The sequence below is a fragment of the Thermopirellula anaerolimosa genome, from assembly GCF_054657335.1.
Window position 1 is genome coordinate 1,795,773 of sequence record NZ_BAAHYX010000006.1, and the last position, 20,898, is coordinate 1,816,670.

15 protein-coding genes are annotated in these 20,898 nt (G+C 62.2%); 9 read left to right on the forward strand and 6 right to left on the reverse strand.

Annotation, left to right across the window (positions count from 1 at the left end; all coding sequences use genetic code 11):
* Positions 1-619 precede the first annotated feature (619 nt).
* Positions 620-2,056, reverse strand: a complete 1,437-nt coding sequence (locus tag ACYQ6J_RS12560; RefSeq protein WP_460182927.1) for a transposase — start codon at positions 2,054-2,056, stop codon at positions 620-622.
* Between the two features lie 554 nt (positions 2,057-2,610).
* Here ACYQ6J_RS12560 and ACYQ6J_RS12565 point away from each other — a divergent pair.
* Together ACYQ6J_RS12565 and ACYQ6J_RS12570 are read left to right on the forward strand one after the other, a co-directional pair.
* Positions 2,611-3,843 (forward strand): LL-diaminopimelate aminotransferase, encoded by a 1,233-nt coding sequence (locus tag ACYQ6J_RS12565; protein WP_460184525.1) that lies wholly within the window; start codon positions 2,611-2,613, stop codon positions 3,841-3,843.
* 43 nt (positions 3,844-3,886) lie between these two features.
* A complete protein-coding gene (locus ACYQ6J_RS12570; RefSeq protein WP_460184526.1) occupies positions 3,887-4,711 on the forward strand; it encodes a 3'-5' exonuclease in 825 nt (274 codons plus the stop codon).
* A gap of 76 nt (positions 4,712-4,787) precedes the next feature.
* Here ACYQ6J_RS12570 and ACYQ6J_RS12575 read toward each other — a convergent pair whose 3' ends face one another.
* The 3 genes from ACYQ6J_RS12575 to ACYQ6J_RS12585 form a co-directional block, all read right to left on the reverse strand.
* Complete coding sequence (locus ACYQ6J_RS12575) at positions 4,788-5,453, reverse strand: class I SAM-dependent methyltransferase (protein ID WP_460184527.1); 666 nt, start codon at positions 5,451-5,453, stop codon at positions 4,788-4,790.
* 345 nt (positions 5,454-5,798) lie between these two features.
* Complete coding sequence (locus ACYQ6J_RS12580; protein ID WP_460184528.1) at positions 5,799-7,073, reverse strand: DUF6786 family protein; 1,275 nt, start codon at positions 7,071-7,073, stop codon at positions 5,799-5,801.
* A gap of 38 nt (positions 7,074-7,111) precedes the next feature.
* Complete coding sequence (locus ACYQ6J_RS12585; protein WP_460184529.1) at positions 7,112-7,465, reverse strand: 4Fe-4S binding protein; 354 nt, start codon at positions 7,463-7,465, stop codon at positions 7,112-7,114.
* A 400-nt stretch (positions 7,466-7,865) separates the two neighbouring features.
* Between ACYQ6J_RS12585 and ACYQ6J_RS12590 the strand changes: the two genes are divergently transcribed.
* The 3 genes from ACYQ6J_RS12590 to aroA all read left to right on the forward strand — a co-directional run bounded on the left by ACYQ6J_RS12590 (position 7,866) and on the right by aroA (position 11,832).
* Positions 7,866-9,041, forward strand: a complete 1,176-nt coding sequence (locus tag ACYQ6J_RS12590) for a hypothetical protein (RefSeq protein ID WP_460184530.1) — start codon at positions 7,866-7,868, stop codon at positions 9,039-9,041.
* A 60-nt stretch (positions 9,042-9,101) separates the two neighbouring features.
* On the forward strand, positions 9,102-10,382 hold the full coding sequence (locus tag ACYQ6J_RS12595) for an outer membrane protein assembly factor BamB family protein (protein WP_460184531.1): 1,281 nt from the start codon (positions 9,102-9,104) through the stop codon (positions 10,380-10,382).
* Positions 10,383-10,527: 145 nt separating this feature from the next.
* A complete protein-coding gene (gene aroA / locus ACYQ6J_RS12600) occupies positions 10,528-11,832 on the forward strand; it encodes a 3-phosphoshikimate 1-carboxyvinyltransferase (RefSeq protein ID WP_460184532.1) in 1,305 nt (434 codons plus the stop codon).
* Positions 11,833-12,048: 216 nt separating this feature from the next.
* On the opposite strand, the gene ACYQ6J_RS12605 is transcribed toward aroA, so the two are convergent.
* On the reverse strand, positions 12,049-12,297 hold the full coding sequence (locus ACYQ6J_RS12605) for a hypothetical protein (protein WP_460184533.1): 249 nt from the start codon (positions 12,295-12,297) through the stop codon (positions 12,049-12,051).
* A gap of 976 nt (positions 12,298-13,273) precedes the next feature.
* Here ACYQ6J_RS12605 and ACYQ6J_RS12610 point away from each other — a divergent pair.
* The 4 genes from ACYQ6J_RS12610 to ACYQ6J_RS12625 all read left to right on the forward strand — a co-directional run bounded on the left by ACYQ6J_RS12610 (position 13,274) and on the right by ACYQ6J_RS12625 (position 20,262).
* Positions 13,274-14,470, forward strand: a complete 1,197-nt coding sequence (locus ACYQ6J_RS12610) for a metallophosphoesterase family protein (protein WP_460184534.1) — start codon at positions 13,274-13,276, stop codon at positions 14,468-14,470.
* Positions 14,467-17,055, forward strand: a complete 2,589-nt coding sequence (locus ACYQ6J_RS12615; protein WP_460184535.1) for a hypothetical protein — start codon at positions 14,467-14,469, stop codon at positions 17,053-17,055. Before ACYQ6J_RS12610 ends, ACYQ6J_RS12615 begins: the two co-directional genes overlap by 4 nt.
* A 276-nt stretch (positions 17,056-17,331) precedes the next feature.
* Positions 17,332-18,339 (forward strand): amidohydrolase family protein, encoded by a 1,008-nt coding sequence (locus ACYQ6J_RS12620; RefSeq protein ID WP_460184536.1) that lies wholly within the window; start codon positions 17,332-17,334, stop codon positions 18,337-18,339.
* A gap of 75 nt (positions 18,340-18,414) precedes the next feature.
* Entirely contained in the window at positions 18,415-20,262 is a 1,848-nt protein-coding gene (locus ACYQ6J_RS12625; RefSeq protein WP_460184537.1) for a beta-L-arabinofuranosidase domain-containing protein, read from the forward strand.
* Positions 20,263-20,307: 45 nt separating this feature from the next.
* Here ACYQ6J_RS12625 and ACYQ6J_RS12630 read toward each other — a convergent pair whose 3' ends face one another.
* The gene (locus ACYQ6J_RS12630; protein WP_460184538.1) at positions 20,308-20,691 is read right to left on the reverse strand and encodes a hypothetical protein; all 384 of its coding nucleotides are present in this window, start codon (positions 20,689-20,691) and stop codon (positions 20,308-20,310) included.
* Positions 20,692-20,898 lie beyond the last annotated feature (207 nt).

A 20,898-nucleotide genomic window follows, 5' to 3' on the forward strand; every position in this document is an offset into this window, starting at 1 on the left:
CGGACATCCTTGGGAGTCCGGACTTTTTTTATGAATTAAGAAAAGGCCGCACGGGTGCGACCGACGCCTGCGAAGGTCGCGGCCGGTACGGGTTGTCTCGCACGGCGCGAGCGACGGTCACGCCGTGCCTTTTGCAGCAGGCGGCTGCCGTCGAAGCGATTGCCGTTCCAGCCGCCCTCTTGTCGCCGCTCGAGCGGGAACCAGGTCACGAACGTGAGGCGGCCAAACGACGCGGATGCTTGCCCCAAGAGTCCGGAGCAACGTCAGGCGTTCGGATGCGGGGAAAGGGTGGGACCGAGGATCATGGCGTCCAGCGAGCCGTTTGCGTTGTAAACTTTTTGGCGGGGGAGTGAGTTAAGAGCGCGAGGCTGGATAGGTCAGGAAGAGTCGCGGAAGAGGGATCAGGTGAATACGTGGGGCGGGGAGTCTTGAAAAGAGGGGACTCCAGAGGCGGGAAGGTGGCACTCGAAGGAAGAAAAGGCGGCGTTCGAGGGAAGAAAACGCCTCAAAGCGGTGCTTTGGCGGCCTTCCGCGCGCACTCCGCGCAGACCGTCATCCTGCGAGACGAGCTCAGCACCGACAAGATTCCCGATTCGTCCGCTGCTCTGGGGTAAAAAACCTAGGTGACCGCTACGGCGGGTTTTCCTGAAGGCTCTTGCTCAGCGGCGGAGCCGGACTCGGGATGTCCCGGGGCGGCAGGCTTGCCGTAGACTCTTTCCCGCAAGGCCTTGGAAATCGGACTGAGCCGCATCTTTCCCAACGTCCCCTCTCGACGCGGGGCCATCGCCAACAGCGTCGCAAACGCGGCGTGCACCACCATCACCGCCCCCACCTCCGCCGTAAACCGCCGGGCCCCGACGATGTTCCCGTCATCCACTCCCCAAAACACCTTCAGCCGGGCATTTACCCGTTCCACCGCCGTCCGCCCGCGGTACAACCGCTCAAACTTCCGCGTCGCCCGGGGTATCGCCGGAAACCGTCGCAGGTCAATCTCCCGCGGCACACGCACCGTCTTCCCATAGGACTTCCCCGCATTGCAAATCTTGCTCATCGGACACTCCCACCCCTCGTGCTTGGCCGGACACCGATACTTGATCGTCTCCCGTGACGGCTCATACCCGATGTAGGCCATCCGATACCGCACCATCGGTTGGCTGACCCGATCGTAACAGTACACCGTCCCCGCCTCGTCGTAGACGATGTTCGAGTTCCCATCGTGGCCGGGCAACATCCGCTCCGCCTCCTCCTTCCACAAACTCCGATTCTCGATTACCGCCTTGATCCCCTCCCGCGACAACAACTCATGCACCGGATTCGTGTCGGCCGCCTTGTCATAGGCCAGACTCTTGATCCGACCTTGCGGCAGATTCCGTTTCACCTGCTCCAAAACCGCCGGCAACGTCTCGGCATCCCCGGCCGTACTCTCCGTGACCTTGTACCCCAACACCACTTCGTGCTTCACATCCACCGCCAGGTGCAGCTTGAACCCGAACCACTCCACCACCCGCGTCACGTTCCCGTCCTTGTCCGTGTACTCCTTGCGACCGCCCTTGGGTTGCGGAAGACCTTCCGCCTTCTCCTCCTCCGCCGCCTGTCCCTCCTTCCGCCGCGCCTTCAGCCCCGTGGCGTCTCCGGCCAGGTTCTCTCCCAAGTCCGGCACCACCTCGCCTAATCGCCGCACCATCGTGTTGAACATCTCCTGCAGGAGGCTGCGAAACGGTTCCCGGCCCAGCAGCTCCATGAACCGCGACATGTTCCAGGCGTTGGGGACCCGGTCCTCCGATTCGATCCCAATCAGCTTCCGCAGCTCCGCGTTCCGCCTCAGTTCGGCCAGGCACGACTCCACGGTCGGATGCCGCAAGGCGATCTTCAAAAGCCACGTCCCCCAGAGCACACGGACCGGGTAGTCGTTCCGCCCCTTGCCCCGGGATCTCTCCAGAGATGCGAGAAATTCCTCGTCGGGAATGGACGTTAGAAATTCCCGCAGGGTGCGAATGGTGGGACTATCTTCCAGGGTATCCCAGGCGAAGAGAGGTCGGAGGTTGGGGATTTGCATGGAGGTCTTCCTGAGCCGGAGAACAAGGGATTGAGCCAACGCTTTGCGTGCTTTCGCAGGGAAAGCTCTTGTTCCGCACCACCCAAGGGGCTTTGGATCAAGCCGATCCTTGTGAACGCATACATTTACTACGCATGACATCCCCGCTTGTTCGCAGGCTTGGTCGAAAAATCGTGAAAAATCGCTCCATCGCGGGAAAAACCGCCCCTTTTCCGCACATCCTGCGGGGAAGACCCTTTCCAGGCCCTTCCTAACTTCAATCCATCACGCGAGATGGGAACAACGCAAAGGGCTCCTCGAAGGCCCGCGAGGCAAGGGGCGCCTGCTTTCTGACATCCTGGGAAAGTGTTAGACTGAACGGACTACAGCTTGGGATGATGGGCTGATCCGGACCGGTCGGCGACCGCATCCCACTCTTTTGTCTTTTTCCGACTTCCACCCAACGCGGGGTTTTACGGACCGATCTCGTCGCGCGGCGTTCCGATGGACGGAGTCCTTCCATTTGCCCGCGCGCCTTTCGGCGTGGGAAAACGGCTTAGAATTCGCGGCTTGCCATGAGAGATCCCTACTTTCAACAACTGTTCGCCGATCGCATCGGCGGCGCCAATTACGGCAAAGGAACGGACATCTACAAGTTCGAAAAGATCAAGCGGGCCAAACGTAAAGCCCTTGCGGAACACCCCGAACGTCGCTTGATCGATTTCGGCATCGGCGAAAACGACGAACCGGCGGATGCGTTGGTCCGCCGGGTGATGGCCGAGGAAATCCACAAACCCGAAAACCGCGGTTATGCCGACAACGGCATCCTCGCCTTTCGCGAGGCGGTCGCCCGTTTCATGAAACGCGAGTTCGACGTCGAACTCGACCCGCTGACGGAAATCAACCACTGCATCGGTTCGAAGACGGCCTTGGCGATGCTGCCGGCGGCGTTCATCAATCCGGGCGACATTACCCTGATGACCGTGCCCGGCTATCCCGTTGCCGGTACGCACACGCGGTATTACGGCGGGCAAGTCTATAAGCTTCCGCTTTTGCCGGAGAACGACTTCTTTCCCGACCTGGATTCCATTCCCGGCGACGTGTTGCGTCGGGCCAAGATGCTGGTGATCAATTATCCCAACAGTCCGACGGGCAAGACGGCCACGGTGGAGTTTTTCCGCCGCGTGGTCGATTTCGCTCGCGATCACGAGTTGGTGGTGGTCCAAGATGCCGCCCACGGAATGCTCGCCTACGGTGCGCCGCCGCTGAGTTTTCTCCAGATTCCGGGTGCGCGCGACGTGGGCGTGGAGGTACACTCGCTATCCAAAGGCTGGCACATGATTGGATGGCGGTTGGGCTGGGTTTGCGGCCATCCCAAGATCGTGCAAGCCTTCGCCGACATTAAGGACAATTGCGATTCGGGACAATTCATCGCAATTCAGAAGGCGGGAATCGCCGCGCTCGACAATCCCGACATTCCGCGGCGGGTGCGCGCCAAGTATCATCGCCGTTTGACGAAACTGGTGGCAACCTTGCGAAAATGCGGATTCCGCTGCGAGATGCCCGGCGGAACGTACTTCTTGTATACCCCGGCACCCTTGGAAGTCGCCGGTCGGCGATTCGCGAACGCCGAAGAGGTTAGCCAGTACTTGATCTCGGAACATTCCATCGTTACCGTGCCATGGGACGATGCGGGGCCCCACTTGCGGTTTTCCGTGACCTATCAGGCCGAGACGGAAGCCGAGGAAGACGAATTGATGGCCGAAACGGAACGTCGTTTGGCGGCGCTGCATCCCGGCTTCGATTGATCGCGGACGATAGTCCGCCTCTCACCGGTGAAAGGCGTGCGATATGAGCGAAGACGTTCGCTATTTCGTGTTCGACGTGGAGAGTGTAGCCGATCCGAAACTGGTGGCGAAATTGCGGTATCCGGGCGAAGACATCTCTCCCGAGCAAGCGGTCGCTCGCTATCGCGGCGAATTGGTCGAAAAGTACGACAACGACTTCATCCCCTACACCTTTCAAGTTCCGGTGTCCGTGGCCATCGCCAAGGTGGCCGCCGATTTTCGACTCCTCGACCTGGTCGTCCTGGATGAACCGCAATTCCGCCCGCACGTCATCACGGAATACTTCTGGCGGGGTTGGGAGAAGTACGGACAACCGACACTGGTCACGTTCAACGGTCGTTCCTTCGACATCCCTCTGCTCGAGCTTGCCGCTTTTCGCTTCGGCGTGAGCGTGCCGGGGTGGTTTCGAAACGGCGCGGCCCGCGGAGGCGGACAACCGCGCAACCGGTACAACACCCAGTCGCACCTCGACCTTTGCGAACTGCTGACCAATTTCGGGTCCACGCGGTTCGTCGGCGGTTTGAACTTGGCCGCCAATCTGCTGGGAAAGCCGGGAAAAATGGAAGTCGCCGGCTACATGGTGCAGGACCTGTTCGACGCCGGAAAACTCGAAGAAATCAACGCCTACTGCCGGTGCGACGTCTTGGACACGTACTTCATCTTCTTGCGGACCCGCGTGCTAGTCGGCGAATTGAGCCTGGAAAACGAGCACAAGCTCGTTGCCCAAACCCGCGACTGGATCGAGGCGCGGTCGCAGCGCGATTCCGCCTGCCGACTCTACCTCGAACATTGGGGCGACTGGCCCAATCCCTGGGAGGCGCAAACTTAAAGGTGCTGCGGGCGTCGATCTTGGCGCACAAGGACGCGACGCAAGACGGCCCCTTCCCGGCCGACTCCGCGGACGGTCATGCTTCGGGCTTTCGGGCCGCCCAAGTCCAGTGGCGATCGCTGGTCGCCCGAACGCCGTCCGTGCTCAACCCCAAGGAGGCAATGATCTCGCGAACCTCCTCCACCGTCAGCGCGGCCTGCAACGAATCGGCGAACATCTTCTTCTGATGAGGCGTGGCGCTTCCGGCATAGCGTTCCACAAGCTCATGCAGCGTCGCGGCATCCGGCGGTCGAAAGAGGTCGCGGAAGAACACGATCCCGCCCGGCCGAAGCACGCGCCACGCTTCTCGAAAAATGAATTCCGGTTCCGCCACATGGTGAACGATGCTGTTCGAAATCACTTGCGGGAACGAATCGTCGGCAAAGGGTAGTCGCTTGCCGTCGACACGCACCAGCACGATGCGATCGTCGGCTTTTCTTCGGATGATGTTTTGCCGCGCGATGCGAAGCATCTCGCCCGCGTAGTCCGCTGCCACGACGCGCACGTTCGGCCAATGCTCGCACAAGACCAGGGGAATGAGCGCGGTCCCCGTGCCCAGATCGAGCGTGACCTCGGGTTTGCCTCCCGCCTCCGCGAAATCCCGCACGAAGCGATCATTCACCTCGGCGTGATCCATGGCATCGTATTCCTCGGCTTCCAGAGCGGTGTCCATCGCCTCCGTTTCCAGAATGCGTTGCAGCATGGCGCGGTTCTCCCGGCGTCTGGTGGTTCGGTCGCGGAGTCTCGCCCGAAATGGGAGTCGCGTCCCACCGCGACGACTCCGCCGAAAAAGCAATCAACGCGAGAAAAAAGAAGCCGAGCCGCAACCTCCCAACGCCGCGACGCATCCTTACGCCGCCGGCCACCTAGGGCTTGGGGAGCATACGGCTCGGCCCGTCCGTCGTTCCTATGATCGCGGGACGCACGAACTCCGTTTTTGATTGTGGCAATGCAACGCGAATCCGACAAGCCCGCTCAGCGATTTCAATCGCCTCGTTTACATAGCGCCCTCGACTGCAAGCTTGCCCGAGCCGCTCATGCTTCCATGTTATTTCGGGAGCATCGTGTCGCGAACTTCGTCGAGATCGACACCCAGCACTTCTTTCGCCACGGCTTGGAGCACGGCGTAATCGCCTTGCACGTGGACCGTTCGATGGCGGTGTTCCAAGCGACCGCCCGTGGGCAACGCTGCCGCCGGGGAAAGCGATTCGATTTCGTAGAACGGGCCCAAGCCGGGCTTGTCCGGTCCGGCGGGGCCGTCGTTATAGCTGTTGGCGACGTCGCCCACGTACGGTTCCTTTTGCGGCAATTCCCACATGTTGTTCATGTAGGGATGGGCCGTGGGATCTTCCGGCATGGTGAAATGCACCAACGTCAGGACGCCGTGGACGAAGTCGATCGAACCGGCGACGTTCCGTGCTCGCTTTTGCGACGTACCGATCTTGGACCGATAGTTCCCGTCGCCGAGAAAGAGAATGGCGCTGGGAAGAATCTTGAGTCGTTCCGGCGGAATGGTCCCGAAATAATCGGACTTCACGACCGGCCCCAATTCGCTCTCGTCGCCGGGACGGTAGGGAACGATCACGACGGTTTGCGGTCCCGCGTTGAACATCCCCAACACCCAAATCGACATCAAGCCGCCGTCGCGGGTCCATTGCGGACCAAGGTTGATCACGCGATTGACGGTCTCGTAACCGACGACCTTGACGGTGGGTTGCTTCAATTGCTCGGCCGCGCTTTGCCCGAACAACTGCGCCATGTCCTCGCCGCTCAGCAGTCGCACGTCGCGGATCACGTCCAGTTCGAATTGCGTGCCCGATGCATTGACGAGCTTCATCCGCTGCGTCATGCGATAGAAGGGATCGTTGGGGCCGGAAATCACCCGCCAAGCGCCTTCATTCAGAGCGGGCGGCGTAAACCAGTTGTCCAAGTTCTGCTCGGCGCCCTTGGCGAACCAAAGGCTGAATTGACCGCCCTCGGGAGAGAGCCAGAATCGGTCCTCGCCGCCGTAATTGTTGAAATGGGGGTTCGGCTGACCGGCGTCGATGAAGCCCGAATTGATGAACCCGAAGCTCAACCCCTCCGGACCGCCGCAAGTCGAGGTCATGACTCGGCCCTGCCATTCCGGGCAAATCAAGACCCTCGCGCCGTGTTCGTCCGTCAACTCCAGGACCTTGGTGTGTTGCACCAAATAGTCTCGCGCCTGCGCGTAACTCATGGTTTCCCCTTTCGTCGCCTCTTCGGCGAGAATTCTTTCGACCGTCGCCCAAGAGAAAACCGCCGCCAATCCCAGGGCAGCCACAATTCCAAAGCCGGTCTTCATCTTATCCCTCCAAGTCAAAGGACGCACCGACGGCGGACTCACGGGCCGTCCGTGCATGGAACCAGTTCGATCGCTTCCCAAGGACAGATTCGCAAAAGATATCCCGTCTCTCGGGGACGCGGCAAGCGGATGCACAAGCGGCACCCGATGCAACGCTCCTCTGCGATGCGGCAGACGCAACGCACATACCCGAATGCGTCATCGCGTCGGTCAAGCGCGATGCAACCGACGGGACATACCGCGGCGCACGCTTCGCAACCCGTGCACAAATCGGGATCGATTCGGGCGACGAGCGGAGGGCGTGGACGATGCAGCGCGGACAAGGCGGCGGAATCGTCCCGATCTTGCGATAGCGAATGCATCATGCGTGCGAACCGAATTGCGCGAGGCATCCCCGGTTCGAGATGCTCGCTAACCTTTCCGACACGAGTCGCTCTTCTTATTCGCCTGCACTCATGCCGGTCCGTCGGCGTTCTCACGTTCCCTCCCGCACCCTGCGCGACATTATAACGTCCGCTTTCGCACGCGCTAAGTGTTCGACGAACGATCGCTGAAGAGTCTTATCTCAAGCGAAACTCCGTCGCATAAAACGCGGACAGGCCCGTGACAAAGATCGCACCTCATGCGATCCCGCTTGCGCGTTCCGTGCTTGACAAGCCGCGGCGCGCGCCTCAAGATCAGCAAAGCGAAAGCCGGATCACCTCGCGCGACGGGGCGGGACTTTTTACGTACGGTGACGAATCTCGGTCCGGCGTATTCGGCAACAGCGGCTTCGTAGGGAGTGTCGGCCCCATGAATGCGTCCAACCGCCGTCGGATGATGCTGGCGACGATCGTCTCGGCCCTGGTCGCCGCGTCGATTGCGACTCCGCTTTATGCCGCGGAGGAACCGTGGGGAGCGGAGATTCGCGATCTCTTGTCGGCCGATCGCAACGGCGTCGGACAATCGCAGGCCGCGGCGGCATACGATCGCGTCGTTGCGGCGGGTTTGCCCGCCGTGCTGCCGCTCCTCCGAAGCGCGGATGAAGCGAATCCCATCGCACTAAATTGGATTCTCTCGGCGGTGGATCGCATTTTGGCCGACGCTCGGCGGAGCGGCGCTGCCCTGCCGCGCGACGGCTTGCAAGCGTTTGTGTCGGACCGCTCGCAGCGCGACAAAGCTCGATTCTTGGCCTGGGATTGGCTGCGGCGAATCGATGCGACTTCGGCGCGGCAACTCGTAGAGAACATGCTGGACGATCCCGCCGGTCCCTTGCGGCGCGAGGCCGTCGAATTGCGACTCGCGGAACTCCCGGACGCTGCTGCCATCGGTGCCGCCGCAAGCGACGATCCGCGACGCGAAATCTGGCGCGATGCGCTGAACGCTCTTTTCCATGCCGCGCGAGATCGCGATCAATTGATAAGAATCACCGACCGCCTGCGCGCCCTGGGCGAATCGCCGGACACGGCGGCGCACTACGGATACGTCAGGACATGGCACGTCGTCGGACCTTTCGACAACACGAACGACTCGGGCTTCGATCGCGTCTATCCGCCGGAGGAACGCCCCGGCAGGCCCGACTTGTCGGCCTCGTTTTCCGGCAAGCACGGCAACGTCGCCTGGCGGGAATACGTTTCGCACGACGAGGTCGGCTTGATCGACCTCAATGCGGCGGTCGGAGAGGAAAAAGGAGTCGTCGCTTACGCGGCGGCGACGGTGATCTCCGATGCGGCCCAATCCGCCCAAATCCGCGTTTCCACGCCCAACTCCTTCAAGCTCTGGGTCAACGGCGAGGCAATCGCGTCCTACCACGTCTATCACTCGGGATTCGAACCGGATCAATACACGGTGCCCTGCCGATTAAACCAGGGCGAGAACCTGATCTTCATCAAGGTGTGTCAAAACGAACAGACGCAAGATTGGGCCAAGCCCTGGGCCTTCCAACTCCGCGTTTGCGATGCCCTGGGCGGCGGGGTGATACGTCCATAATCGCGGCCCAAGGCAACGCCCGACCGAACAACCGGGCCTGAGACACAGGTGGCTTTCGTCATGAACATGAAGCGGTCTCTCAACGTTTTGCGAATCGGCATGCGAGACGGCGCGGCCATGCTCGTCGCGCTCCTTACCATCGGCGTATCCTTTGCGCCGGCGAGCGAATGGCGGCACTTTCGCGGGACCGATCAAACCGCCGCCTTTCGGCCCGGCGAGGACGTTCCGCCCGTTCGGTCGCTCGATCAACTCGCTTGGAAAACGGAACTGCCCGGGCGCGGACCGTCTTCGCCGATCGTCACGGCGGGTCGCGTGTTCGTGACCTCCGCCATGAACCCGAAACAGGAGGAATTGCGGCTCTCTTGTTTCGATGCCGCATCGGGCAAGACCGTCTGGGAGACGCGCTTTTGGGCCACGGGTTCCACCGTCTGCAACTCGTTCGGCGGCGTGGCAGGTTCTACGCCCACCTCCGACGGTCGCCTTATCGTCGTCCAATACTCCTCGAATGATCTGGCGTGTTTCGATTTGGACGGACGACCGCGATGGTTTCGCGGACTGGGCCTGGAGCGGCCCTTTTTGAGAAACGACGTCGGCATGGCATCCTCGCCCCGGATTGTGGACGACGTCGTGGTCGTGCAAGCCGAAAGCCTTCTCGACGCGGTCGTGACGGGACTGAGCCTGCAAGACGGTCGAACGCTGTGGCAGATCGACCGCCCCAAGCAAGCGATGTGGTCTTCGCCCGTCGCTTTTCCCCCCGGCGAATCGGCCGCTTCCGAATCGGACGCCGGCCCTTGGGTATTGATCCAATCGCGAGAGGACTTTGCGCTCATCGATCCCAAGACCGGCCGCACGGTCGCCTCGTACGGGCATTGGTGCGACACCGTCCCCACCGCCGCCGTCTGGGGTTCTCACGTGGCGCTTCCCGCCGCGGGAATTCATCTCCTAGCCTTCGACTCCGCCAAGCGGACGCTGAATGCGAACTGGATCTCCGACCGCTTGCGAGTCGCCAACAGCAGCCCGTTGCTGTGCCGCAATCGCCTGTACACGGTAAAACCGCCGAATATCTTGGTATGCGCGGACGCCCAGGACGGTACAATACTGGGTCAGATGCGTCTCGGCGGTTCCTTTTGGGCCTCGCCCGTCATAGCAGGGCGAACGCTCTACCTGCCTTCGTACGAGGGCACGCTGTACGCGGTCTCCTTGGATGAGGACGGCGTGCCGCGGCAACGGGAGGAAATCGAATTGGAGTCGCAAATTCTGGCCAGTCCCGCCGTCGACGAATCGGGCCTGTACATCCGCACGCGATCGTATCTTTGGAAATTCGCGTTCGGTTCCAAATAGCGCCTGAAGTGTCGCGCTGAAGCGGCGGTTGCCCCGCACATATCGTGACGCCCGGGAAAAAGACGCTGCACGACCGCGGCGTGCCTGACCGGCCTGGTGGAATGCCGAATCCCCGGCCTATTGCGGTACCTCGCTCGGAGAAAAAATGTCGCAATCAGAAGCCTACCGAGTTCCCACTTGCGGGCCGATTCAAGGTTCCATCCGCCCACCGGGTTCCAAAAGCATCACGAATCGTGCGTTGATATGCGCGGCCTTGGCCGAGGGCGAATCGGAACTGACGGGCGTCCTCGACAGCGAGGATACCCAGGTCATGGCCGCCGCCTTGAACCGGTTGGGGATCGCGGTCGCTCGCTCTGAAACTTCCGATGCCTTGCGCGTGTCGGGGTGCGGCGGACGAATTCCGGCTCAATCCGCCGAGCTTTTCTTGGCCAACAGCGGCACCAGCATCCGGTTTCTGACGGCGGCCTGCTGTTTGGGGACGGGAACCTTTCGCTTGGACGGCGTGCCGCGGATGCGCGAACGCCCGATCGAGGACCTGCTGGAGACCCTGCGGCAATTGGGGGCCGACGCCCGCTCGGAATTGGGAAACGGTTGCCCGCCCGTCATCGTGCAGGCTCACGGTTTGCCCGGCGGCACGGCGGAAATCGCGGGCACGATCTCGAGTCAATTCCTTAGCGGTGTGTTGATGGCCGCTCCCTGTTCGCACAGCGGCGTCGTCCTGCATGTCCGCGGCGACCTGGTCTCCAAGCCTTACGTGGACATGACGATCGCCGTGATGCGGAGTTTCGGCGTCTCGGTCCGAAGCGAAGACTACCGCACCTTCACGATCGAGGGCGATCGCCGCTATCATGCCGTGCGATACGCGGTCGAACCCGACGCTTCGGCAGCCGGCTACTTTTTCGCGGCGGCGGCAGTCACCGGCGGCAGCGTGACGGTGCATGGGCTATCTCGCCGGAGTCTGCAAGGGGACGTCGCCTTCTGCGACTGCCTGGAACGGATGGGCTGCCGCGTCGTTTACGGCGAGGATTCCATCACCGTCCAAGGCGGCCCGCTCCGCGGCATCGACGTGGACATGAACGCCATTAGCGATACGGCCCAGACCTTGGCCGTCACGGCGCTCTTCGCCGAGGGGCCGACCACGATCCGCGGCATCGGACACATCCGCCATAAGGAGACGGATCGCATTCGCGCGATGGTCGCGGAATTGAGGAAGCTGGGGACCGACGCGGAAGAGCAAGAGGATGGCTTGACAATCCGACCCGGCCCGTTGCGGCCCGCCGAAATCGCCACCTACCGCGACCACAGAATGGCGATGAGTTTCGCCATAGCGGGCTTGAGGTTGCCGGGCGTCGTGATTTTGGATCCCGGTTGCACCGCCAAGACCTATCCCGGTTTCTTCCAAGACCTCGAGCGTTTGATCCAAGGAAGCTCGGTCGAAAAACGCCCTTGACGCACTAACCGAAAACCCCGCGAGATATTCATTCGGTTCGGAGAAAGGGCGGCGAAAAGAGACGGGCGAAGACTCGGATGGCGGCGGGAAATGAACGACGGATCAGCCTCTTAGCGGTTCCCAGGGATGGCGGCATCACGACGCGACGCCTTAACCCCGCGGAAACTCGACTCCGGCGGCGGTCGTGCGCGCTATGTCGGGGCGGCGAAGGCCGATTCAGCGACCACTGGGCGGCGCAAAAGGCCAAGGCGAGGAAAGATTCGCTCCCATCCGCTGCACAAGATTCGGCGTCCGTTGCTCGAACGGGAAATCTTCCACAGCGTCTTCCCGCGCGTAGCCGTCCGTCGCCATGAAGGTAGCTCGGCAGTGATGGCAGGTGACGGCTTTGCCCAAGTGCTCGATCCGAATCTGCACCTTGCGACCGCAGGTTGGGCATCCCTGAACGAAAAACAGTGCGTGCGTCATCCTTCGCACCTCCTCCACAATCGGAAAAGTCCTTCCACACAGTTGATGTTAACGAGGCACCGACTGTTGTTCAACACCACCCACAAGAGCTAGAACGCCTTTCCAAGTCTCCCCATCGTCCCTTTTTAACCGGCAGAACCTTAAAAATGACCGATTGAGGGATCGAAAAGGTTCGCGGTATTCGGAAACTTGAGTTAATAGATTCTCTTTCTCTAAAGAAAATCGATAAGAGGTAGTCGGGAATCCGGCGAAGAAAAGGCGCTAGCCCGCCGGGCAACAATCGCGACCGGCCAAGCTTCCAATCCTTACGCGATGCCGACCGGTGTCGGATCGCGTCAGAGCCGAAATAAGACGCGAAATAAACGCTGAACCTTACGGATTATGTGGGCAAACCCCCTAGTTCGGGTCAAGTTCATACCGGCCTGCCGCTCGCGTCCGTTGGCGCAGGTCGCTCCGCTCCCCTATAATGGGTATTCTTGTCGCCGTTTCGGCCGCCACGATACGGAAGGGCGTTTGGAATCGTCGCGCGGCATCATGGGCACACGGCGGAAACGAACAAGACTCCCAGGGCGAACCCGCTCCGGCTTAAGTACCGGCGGAGAGCCTACGACCTCCGAGCTAGGGAAGGATACAAAGGATGCGATCACGACCGCGAACCAAGTTCGTCCTCAAGTTGAAGAAGAGAGTCTGCCCGCGCTGCGGCACAAAACTCAACACCCAGCGCACGCGCTGTAAGCGCTGTGCACAGGTGGTCGTCCGACCCGGCAAGTGAGAAACGGCCTACCTCCCCTTCGGCCGAGCAACGTGAAAGTCGCGACCGGTTACGCGGCCAAGTGGGTGAGCGGTTCTTTTTCGAATCGGGCAGAGTTCGGGCGACCGACGTCATCGCCGCCGGAATAGCGTGAGGGAGCGGCGTGTTCCGCACCCAGCGACAAGTCGCTGTCCGCGACTCTCTCCGCAATGTAGAATCGGGGCAATGCGAAACCGAATCTTGCACCTGGCCGACCTGCACCTGGGGGCGGCGGTGGACGGCGATCTGCCGGATCATGCCGCCCAAAAGTTGCGAGACTGTCGCGACGGATTCCTCGACCGCCTGGCCGATTATCTCGCTCAACCCGATTGCCCGATCGGCTTGGTCCTCATCGTCGGTGATTTGTTCGATCGGCACGACCCGCCGGAGGAACTGGAGACGCGGATCAGGCGCGTCGTCGCAGCATCGGCGCGAAGCGTGCCCGTCATTACGGTGCCCGGCAACCACGACGAACTCAGTTATCGGGATTGTCCGTACCGCCGCGGCGATTGGCCGGGGGTATTGGTCCGCAATTCCCTGCCCGAGGTCGTTTGGCACGGGCCGATCGAACCGGACGGATACCTCGTGGTCGTCTCCGCTGCTTATGAGGCCGGAAAAACTCGCCCGGGAACGGAATTGCGGTTTCCGATCGTCCGTGAACTCCGCGCGAGCCACGCCTTTCCCGAACATGCTCGCTTTGTCGCCGCCGCTCATGCGACCGTCACCGACTACTTCGGCGGACGCGTTGTGGAAGGCGAGCGATGTTTTCGCGTATCGCACCGTCACGTCGCGGATGCCGGTTACGACTATCTCGCGTTGGGGCATATTCATCGTTCGCGGAGTTGGCGCGCCGGTTCCTGCCAGGCCGTCTATCCCGGTCCCGTGGTCGGGCCGACCGCTTCCGATCCCGGCACGGGCACGTGGGTGAGCGTCCGCGTCACCCCAACATCATTGATCGCCGAAGCATCCCCGGCACCGCCGATGGTCGTTCCCACGCGGTGGAACGTCGTCGAAGAGCATATCGTGCCGGAGGAGCCTGTACCGTCCATATTGGAGCGAATCACGCAACGAGTCGGCGGGGCGGGAGACCATCCCGCCGTCGTCCGACTGCAAGGCCGCACGTCTCATTCCGACCTTTGCGGCGAACTGAGACGGGGACTCGCCGACGCGGGTCTGTCTGCCGTCATTCGCGACGACGACCTGGAGGTCTTGCCCGAGGCGGATGCCGATCAACTCGCCCGCGAGGAATCGTTGACGGGTTGCTTCGTCCGCAAATGGCGGGCGTGGGTCGAAGCGGCAAAACCCGACCAATCGTTGGCCTGGGCCGCCCTGCTGGAAGGCCTGCACGCGCTGGGCTGGAAAGAGGGAGGCGACGGTCCATGATCCGCGTCCGCATCTTGGCCGTCGAAATTCGCAACTGCGGCCCGTGGCAGGGGGCTTGGCGGCTCGATATCCCCGATGCGCCCGTCGCGGTCCTGTGCCTGCCCAACGAAAAGGGAAAAAGCACGCTGTCTTCGGCGATTACCGCCGTATTCTGGGGCGAAGGAGCGCCCTCCAAGAATTGGTTTGCCGAGGACGAGGAATACGCCGCCGCGGTAGAGTTCCAACGCGAGTTGCGCGATCCTACGGGCCGACTGCTGTCCCAAAAGTCGTACCGTGCAGTCCGCCGGTTCGGGACCGACCGCGTATCGCTGGCGGAACTGCGGAATGATGCTTGGCACACCCTCTACGAAAGCCGCCACAAAGCGCGAGGGCGAACCGCCGACAACGCCAAGTGGCAAGAGCTTCTCAGCGATTGCTGGGTCGCCGTGTCGCCGCAAAGCTTTTGCCATGTGGCCGTGCTCTCGCAACCCGCCGAGTGGCAAGTGGAGGCGGCTAGCATTCAGAATCTGATCTCGGGCAGCGGCAACGCCACGGCGGACGAAGCGCGCGATCGCTTGCTGCAACGATTCCGGGAAGTCTCTCGATTCAGCAGACAGGCCGGGCTTTCCTCGGCCGATGCCCGGAATGACGGCGCCTTGGAGAAGGCGATCGCTCGCCGCGAGTCCCTTCGAAAGACCATTCGAGACGCCCAAGAGACGCTCGAGGTCGCTCAGAACCTTCGAGAAGCGTGGGAGAAGATCGAAGGGGAAATCGCCGAATGCGCCGAGGATTTACGGAAGATCGACGCCCAAAAAGCCTTGGTGGACGAACTGCGATCCCTCCGCCGACGATTGGACGCGGCGGAGCGCGATCTGGAACGATGGACCGCGGCGCATCGCGAGAGTGAACAAGCGGCGAAGAAACTGGCGGATCTCCGCACGGAACTGGCCGCTGCACCGAGTTTCCTCGCCCAGGCCGAACTCCCGACGCTCGCGGCGGCCGCGCAGGCCCTCGAAAAGGCCCGAACTCTCCTGGAGAGCAGGATTCCCGAGGATCAGCTTCGCGAAAGCCTCGGGCGAATCGAGCAGGAATACGCATCGGTCAAGGATTGGCCGGCGGATGCGGCGGAGCGGATCGCCGAACTGCAACGACGGGAACAGGCCGCCCATCAGGCGGATGCGGCCTTGATGGAGGCGGAAAGGGCGGCGGCAAGCCTGACCCCGGTCCCCGACGTCCGCAAGCGCTATCGGCTCATCGGCGTGTCCGCCGTCGCAGCGTTCCTGCTGGGACTGACGCTCGGCGGGTTGGCCGTAGGTTGGGGCTTGGGTGTTGCGGCGGGCATCCTTTTGGCTGCCGCCGCGGCGACCTCCGTCGCCCTGCTCTACCACCCCACGCGCGAGCATCCCGACCGCCCCAACGCCGACGCCCGACTTCGCCAGGCCGCGGACCTCCGGCGAACCGCGCACGACTCCCTGCGGCAAGCCCGGGACGCCGTCGCCGCTTGGGCCGGTTCTTCTCAAGCCGCGGAATTGACCCAACTCCTTCAAGCATGGACCGTCTATCGGGAACAGATTCGCCGATTCGATGAGGAAACCGCACGGCAAGCGCAACTGCGGGAAGCGATCGCCGTCGATCGACTTCCCCCGGTCGCGGCCGACCTGGTACGGACGCTCGCCGAGAAGGACGGTCGAAACTCGACGCTCGTGGAACCCGACGCCGAGTTACTCCAACGCGCCCGGCACTTGATCGACGGCGTCATGGACTTCCGGCGCAAGGTACAGGCAGCCGAAGACGCCTTCCGCAATCTGCTCCAATCTCACGCCGTCCAAGACGTGGAGGAATTGGCGGAGCGGCTCCGTCAGACTCAGCGGGAACACAATGCCGCCTTGCTGCGGTTCGATCAATTGAAAGAGGGGTCCGCTCTCGCCGAGGAGTTGGCCCGGGGAAACAGCGTTGAGTTGGATAACGCGGCGACCCAGGCGGCGGAGCGTTCATCCTCCTTGCGGCGCCACGCGGAGGAGTTGCGGACGCGGCGGAACGAACTCGAACGCGAGATCGCGCGGCACGAGGGCGGAAAGGTCGTGAACGTGGCGCAGTGCGAATGGGAACTCCGCGAAACGGAAGCCGGGATCGCGCGACTGGAGCGGCGGCGAGACGCGATCCAAATCGCAGCGCAACTTCTGAACGAAGCCCAGGCCGAATTCTCCTCGCAACACCGCGAGGCCATGCAGCGATCCGTGAACGAACTGATGCGCACCTGGACGGGACCTCGGGACGCCGAGTTCGAACTGGATCAGAATTTCCTTCTGTCGTTGAGAGTTCCGGCGATCGGTTCGCAATCCGATCCCAAGTTGATCGACGGCTTGAGCCAAGGCGCCCGGGACCAACTGGCGCTGGCGGTACGGACAGCGGTCCTCGATCGCTTGGCGGGCGATACCGTGTTGCCCCTCCTGCTGGATGACCCCTTCGTGACCTGGGATCATCAACGGCGGGAAAGCTTTAGGCGAGGGCTGAACGCAAACGGTGCGGTCCGCCAAATCATCCTGCTCACGCACGATCCCTCGTTCTCGTCCTGGGGACCTGCAATCACGGTTCGCCGCATCTGACGGGCTTTCCGTCGTTTTCCCCCTCATTGCTGATCCCAGCGAATGTCCGACTTGCTCTTGAGCGAGGCGAAGCCGAAGCGTTGCCGACCGAGCGGCTGTGACCAGGTTCGCGCTTCGACCTCCGCACCCGGTGTCGGCGGACACTTGCCACTGCTTTGCCGAACCGGATAAAATGCCCCCTGCCCCGATCGGGAGCTTTTCGCCCTTGCTGTGATTCGCTTGCCATGGGCGGGAGGTCGGTCGTCATGCACGTCCCTTGATACGAGAACCCTGTCCATGATTACGCGCCGACGACTTCTGCAAGGCGGGACGGCGGCGGTCGCCGCGGCGAGCCTCGCTCGACTTGACGGGGGGATTCTTGCCGACTCAACGACCGCGGAGCCGGCCGCGGAAGAGGCGATTCCCATCGTCGATACGCACCAGCATCTCTGGGACCTCAGCAAGGTGCGGTTGGCTTGGCTGGCAGGCGTGCCGGCTTTGAATCGCAACTTCTTGCCGGGCGATTACTTGGAGGCGGTGGACGACCTCCCCGTCAAACAAGCGGTCTACATGGAAGTGGCCGTCGTCGAGGAAGACCTGGTTCGCGAGGCCGAGTACGTGATCGACCTGTGCCGCCGAGGCGACGGGCCAACCACGGCGGCGGTCCTGGGCGGACGTCCCGCCGCGCCTGATTTCGCCGATTACCTGGATCGCTTTCGCGGCAATCCGTACGTCAAGGGAATCCGTCACATCCCGCCGAATACGGAGGAAGGCCGCGCCATGTTCTTTTCTCCGGCCTTTTCGCGCGGACTGGCCCTCTTGGGAGAGCGCGGTTGGTCGTTCGATATTTGCGTGCCGCCGGATTGGCTGGAGGAGTCGGCGGAGATCGTGGCGAAGTGCCCGGCCACGCGGTTCATCGTAGATCATTGCGGCAATGCCGACCCGAATCAATTTCGCGCGGCTCGCTTGGGAGCGGCGGACGCCGTCGCCTATTGCAAGAAGTGGCGGACGGGGATGCAGGCCCTGGCCGCGCACGAACGAGTGGTTTGCAAGATATCCGGCATTGTCTCACGCATGACGCCGGGCCGATGGACGCCCGACGATTTGGCCCCCGTGGTCAACGCGTGCATCGCGATCTTCGGGGAGAATCGCGTCATGTTCGCCGGGGACTGGCCCGTCTGCACCAAGGGCGGGACCCTGCGCGAATGGATCATGGCGCTGAGGACGATTACGGCGGATCGGCCGATCGCGTTTCGCCGTAAGCTTTTCGCGGAAAACGCCGTGCGGTTCTATGGTTTGGGATGATCGCGTCAAACCGGCAGCGGCAGGAGCGGTTGTCGGTGTGCGCCTCGGCACCCCCAAGATAGGAGAGTTTTGCGGATGCGATACCTCGGTTGCAAGAACCTCGCGATATCGGCTTTGACGATCGCTTTTTCGGCGTCCATGCATGGGCTGCCGCTGCCTGCCGCCGACGTCGATCCCGTCTGGCGTCAACCGGGCCTGCAAGATGTGCGTCTGGAGGGCGGGGAGATCGATCGCCGAGTCGCCGTCACCATCGAAGGAAACATCTTGAAGCTGAACACGGAGGACGACTTTCTGCGTCCCTTCCGGCAGCGCAACGCCTCCGGCGGTTACGTGGGTCTGGGAAAGCTGATCGATAGCGTTGTGAGGTTCGCCGCCCATACGCAGGACCCCCGCTTGATCGAATTGAAGCGAAAATTGATCGCCGAAGCGACCGCCACGCAGGAACCCGACGGGTACATCGGCATCATGAAGCCTGAGGCGAGAATGTGGGGCTTGTGGGACGTGCACGAGATGTCGTACATCGTCTACGGGCTGACCTCCGATCATCAGTTCTTCGGAGAGGAATCCTCGCTGGACGCGGCGGAACGACTGGCCGATTACATCATGAATCGCTGGCAGGCGGCACCGGAGCGAAAGCCCGGCGGGGGCGACATCACCGTCTACATGGCGGTGACCGGCCTCGAAAACGCCTTCCTGGCGCTGAGTCGGCAAACCGGGGATGACAAGTATCGGGACTTTGTCGTCCGATTCCGCAAACTGCCGGAGTGGGACGCCCGCATCGTCGTCGGCAGGCACGGTCCCATCGAAGGACACATCTACGCCTATCTCTGCCGTTCCATCGCCCAATTGCGATTGAGCGACTCGTTGCCCGACGAACGATTGTGGGGACCCAGCCAAGCGGCCTTGGATTTCCTGCTGCACCGCGAAGGCATGGTCATCACCGGTGAGTGCGGAGACCACGAGTGTTGGCACGACACGCAAACCGGGACGATCAACCTGGGGGAAACGTGCGCCACGGCCTACCTGATCCGTTTTCTGGATGAAGTGCTCCGTCGCACCGGAGACGCCTCGTACGGCGACCTGATGGAGCGCGCAATCTACAACGCCTTATTTGCGGCGCAATCGCCGGAGGGGCGAAGAATCCGCTACTATACGCCCTTCGACGGTCCGCGATCGTATCACTCGGGAGACACCTACTGCTGCCCCTGCAACTATCGCCGCATTGTGGCCGAGTTGCCGGGCATGATCAGCTATGCCGCGCCGGACGGCATCGCGATCAATCTTTACACGCCGTCCGTCATCACGCATCGTCTGCCGGACGGGACCGCCGTCACCGTGAAACAAGAGACGGAATATCCGCACAAGGGTGAGGTTCGTTTGACGATCACGCCGGAGCAACCCCGGGAATTGACGTTGAAACTCCGCATCCCGCGATTCTGCGAGACCGCCGTGATTTCCGCCCGCTGGTTGGAAAAACCGCTGGAGAAGTCGGGCGGCGGATGGGCGGAAATCCGTCGCGTGTGGCAACCCGGCGACACGCTGGATTTGACCTTGCCGCTGAGCCTGCGATACGTGAAGGGACGGAGATCGCAAGTCGGGAGCGCGGCGGTGATGTACGGTCCGCTGGTGTTCTGCCTCAATCGTGCGGCCCATCCCGAACTGAAGGACGTGGACCTGCGGCTATTGACTCTCCAACCGGAATCGTTGGAGGGTCCGTTTTCCAGCGACGCAGTCCACCCGGGCGGGCTCGCGTGCCGCGTCAAGGCCTGGGGACCGGGCGATTGGTATCCCCACGCCGCTCCGCGATTCACGCTGACTCTGACCGAGTTTCCCGACCCGCAAGGCGAGGCGGTCTACTTCCACGTGCCCGACCCCTACGATCCACGCCTTGCCGACGACGAATTGATCGTCCCGGCGGATTGAGCGGCGATTCGCCGTCGCCGAGTCGCTTCTTGCCGAACGGACCCGTTAACCGGTCGGGTTTTCGATCCACCGGCGGTAACAGGTTGCGCAAAGATAGAAGCTGAGTCGCCTGTAAACTTGATCCATGGCCTCTTGAGCCGAAAGCTGCTCCAACTCTTGCAGCACTTCGCGAAAGGCCCGATTCAAATCACCGCCGAACTCGGAGGGGTCCAACAGAGGCGGCGTCGGGTCGGCTATGGCTTCGACGCGGATCAGGTAGGCCGTGCCGCTTCCCAAACGCAGTTCCACGCCGCAGCGGTGACACGACACGGGGCAAAGGAAAGGATCCGGTTCGCTCATGCCCGCCATGATAGAGGAAAAACCGCCGCCCGGGCAATGCTTGCAGGACATCGCCGCGTCCGAGTCGCCCCGCTCTTGCGAAATCGGCATTCCGCAGACTCGGCCCTAATCTCGCCCGGTCGATACGCCCGATCTATCGAGTTTGCCCGGTCCGCCGTATAATAACGCTGGAAATCGCGTTTTGAGTCGGCGTCCGCCGCAAGGGCGCCGCGGGAGCGAGACGCGAATCGCATTTGCGGGCGAGTTGACGACGTTGCGAGTGGACGGGCAACCGGCTTCCGGCTTGAAAGCCGGAGT